4 protein-coding genes are annotated in these 3276 nt (G+C 66.4%); 2 read left to right on the forward strand and 2 right to left on the reverse strand.

Going from position 1 to position 3276, the window contains the following annotated elements; genetic code table 11:
- Nucleotides 1-456: PAS domain-containing protein (locus FL311_RS42095; RefSeq protein ID WP_153882729.1), on the reverse strand; the 456-nt coding region annotated here is incomplete at its 3' end.
- 325 nt (nt 457-781) lie between these two features.
- On the opposite strand from FL311_RS42095, the gene FL311_RS42100 reads away from it, so the two are divergent.
- Entirely contained in the window at nt 782-2083 is a 1302-nt protein-coding gene (locus FL311_RS42100) for an AHH domain-containing protein (protein ID WP_141333237.1), read from the forward strand.
- A 1-nt stretch (nt 2084) separates the two neighbouring features.
- Entirely contained in the window at nt 2085-2669 is a 585-nt protein-coding gene (locus FL311_RS42105; RefSeq protein ID WP_194869620.1) for a DUF1629 domain-containing protein, read from the forward strand.
- Between the two features lie 72 nt (nt 2670-2741).
- On the opposite strand, the gene FL311_RS42110 is transcribed toward FL311_RS42105, so the two are convergent.
- A complete protein-coding gene (locus FL311_RS42110) occupies nt 2742-3002 on the reverse strand; it encodes a hypothetical protein (RefSeq protein ID WP_228557452.1) in 261 nt (86 codons plus the stop codon).
- Nucleotides 3003-3276: the final 274 nt, after the last annotated feature.

Here is a 3276-nt window from a genome sequence, read left to right on the forward strand (position 1 = left end):
CTGGACGGGGGCGTCGGTGCCGAGGGCGCGCTCGAGGCGTGGGGCGAGGAGTCGGCCCAGCTCGGGCATGACCTCGGTGACGTGGCGGCCCAGGTGTCCACCGGCGGGCAGGCCGTTCATGGCGGCGAGCGCGGTGTTGACGTGGATGTAGCGCAGGTTGCGGTCGAAGAAGGCGAAGCCCACGGGGGTGACGTCCATGAGGGCGTCGCGCAGGGCGCTGGAGTCACCGGCGCTGCGCAGGGCTGCGTCGCGTTCCCGGCGGGTGCGCTCGCGGGCGTGGGCGAGGAGGAGGGCGGGGACGCCCGCGCAGGTGAGGACGAGCGCGGAGGTGGCGAGGATGCGGGGCAGGGGATTGGCCGCGTCCGCGCTGGTCCAGGCCCATTCGATGAGGGCGGCGAGCGCGGCGGCGGTGAAGGCGGCCAGGAGCATCTGACTGCGTGAGGGGAACTCGTGCATGGGGGCGTGGGCCGCGCGAGCCTACCTGGAATCCAGGGGCGCGCCGTGCACCGAGGCCCAGGGACGGGTGCCCTCGTCGTCTGGTGGGCAAGGGGGCGGGGTGATGGGGACACCTCCATGCAGGGGCATGGCAGGAAGGTGAGACGGTGGACGAGCGACCGCATATGGACGCGATGCGCTGACCTGGCACATCAACGGAGAGCATGCCTCTCGGCCGAAGAACCCTCAGGTGACATGTCTGGAGTCAGTCATTGAACGAGAATAGTCCGAAAGCGAGGATGAGCTGCCTCCTGTACTTCAGGAGGCTTCTGCTTCGTGGGGCTCTATGCGATGGGTGTGGGTTGTCTCGTTATTGCTAATGGCGGGAGGGTGTGCGACGTCCCGTGCCGTCCACGTCGATGTTGGAGGCGGCAGGCAGGTGGTCCATGATTCCAGGGACGTTGCTCCGATCGAGGTGAGCGAGGCGGAGTTCAAGTCAGCCCTCTCCCGGCTCATCCTCGACTTGCGGATGGACGTCGCCTTTCGCGAAGCCGATGCAGCCGACGAGCGAGGGTGGGTTCGGTCCAGGACTCTGCTCGCAACCTCCAAGGGGCTCGCGGATGCTGGGACTGGGGTGTCCCCAGAGTCCTTGGCCTCGCGCATCTGCCCTGACGGCGACGAGTGCTTGTCGCTGGTGGGCGGAACCGGTCTGACGTTCTCGCGCCGGGACAGAACGTTGATGGCGTTGTCCTTCGCGCTCGATACCATCTGGGAGAGTGTCGAAGCGGAGATTGGGAAGGTGCTGAACCCCACGGTGCTCAAGGCGATGGTGACCTCGGCCGCGCTGACGGTGCTCCTCACGTTGGCCCTGCCCGAGCCAGTCACGAAGGTCCTCGCGGTCGCATTGACGGCGGCGATGGTGGCCTATCTAGGGATTGTTCCGGTCTGGGAGCTAGGGCGCGGTTTCGCCGATTTGTGGGACGACTCAGGGCGCGCGACGAGTGTCATCGAACTGCAGGACATCGGTCATCGCTTTGGAAGGGTGCTTGGGACGAACGGCGCTCGTATCTTGGTGCTCTTCGTGGTGACGGCCCTGGGGGGAAGGAGCGCGATGGCGTCCCAGGGGCCGAGGCTCCCTGGTTTCCCCCAGGCCGCGCTCCGAGCCCAGGCCGAGGCGGGCTTCCCACTCGGAGCGGCGATGGGGGGCGGCGTGACTTCCATCGCGCTGCCTGCTGCCGGAGTGCTGAACGTCGCGCTGACGCCCGGAGCCGTTGCCGCCCTGGCGATGTACTCAGACGGGCGTTTTCCTGGCGATGACGTGGGGCCTGTTCATCACATCTGCACGAACAAGAACCCGACGTCGGATGTGACAGGCGGTCCGTGGACGCCCATCTGCCTGAAGATTTTCGAGAAGGCAGGGATGTCGCTTGAGGACGCTGCAAACAAGGTGCGCCTCAATGGGCACGAGGGACCTCATCCCGAGCTGTATCACAAGCGGGTGACGAGTCGGCTGCAAGACTCCGTGAGCCGATGCAGGAAGACAGAAACCTGTCGTGCCAATCTGATGGAGGAGCTTGCGACGATTGCCGATGAACTCATGACGCCGGGCTCCGCGTTGCGGCGGCTCATCGTGAAGACCGGAGAATGAGATGATGCGTCCGCTCTATCAGGTTGAAATGGAGGATGTTCCCCAGTGGCTCATCGAAACGCCGACACGGGATTCGGGGGAGTCCTTTGACGAACCTTGGATGTTCGCGGACGGGCGTGTCCTTCCAGACCTGGGCGCCCTCGCGGCACGCATCTCCCATCCCGGGAAGAAGCGTGCGTTCGTGTTCTCTGTCATCGAGAAGGCCCCCATCGTCAGCGAAGGCGTTGCGAACGTCTTCAGGACTCTCGCGCCCGGCGACGTGCAGCTCTTTCCTGTGTCCATCGAGGGCGAGGTCGAACCGTACTTCGTCGTGAACGCAATCAAGGTGGTCGATTGCATCGACGAAGCCCGATGCGAGGAGGTGCGGCACTACCCAGACGGAACGTTCCCCGAGTTCAAGGGGGAATACCGTTGGGTCTACGGACTGCGACTCGACTCCTCGAAGACGGAGAGCGCGCAGGTCTTTCGGCCGAAGAGGTTCAAGACCGCGCTCATTGTTTCGGAGGACATCAAGCTCGCCCTCGAAGCCGTGGGGAATCTGGGCGTTTCGTTCGAGCGTGTGTCCGAGCCGTACGTGCCTCACTGACGAGCGCTGCCGGCCATCGCCCAGCGCGCATCGGACGTGCGCGCGGGCGACCCGTGGTCGCCGTGAGCATCTCTACGCGACGATGTTCGGCTTGCCCGGCTGCCCGGGAGGCGGCGGGTCTCGAATCCCCGGCGGTGAGATGTCAGGCGGCAGGGGAGGCTCGATCTCCGGCGGCTGCTTGCCCGGCGGCTCCTTGGCGGGAGGCTGCCGGAAGGGCGGCTCCTGCTGGGGCTGCCGAGGGTCCGGCTCCTTGACCGGCGCGTTGGGCTCGGGCTCGGGAGGCAGGGGCGTCGGGTGCGGAGTCCCGGGGATCGGCGGCTGCTGCGTGGGCATTCTTGCGGCGCTCCTTGAAGGGATTCGGTCCGTCTGCCCGCTCAAGGTGTGCACGCCCGGCCATGCGGGCACCTTCCCGCACACGCTCGCGTGGGCCACCCAGGCACTCGTGGCCCTCACGCGAGGGGGCCGTGCTCACGGGGCCCGGCTCGGACGTCCCGTGGTTGCTGCATCGCGCCATGTCCGCATTCAGGTTCTCCCGATGGGACTTATCGACAACCCAACAGGAGGCACTTCATGAAGGCAGCCATTTGGGGGCTCGGGGGACTGGGGC

This window comes from Myxococcus sp. AB025B, assembly GCF_006518215.1.
Classification (GTDB): domain Bacteria; phylum Myxococcota; class Myxococcia; order Myxococcales; family Myxococcaceae; genus Myxococcus; species Myxococcus fulvus.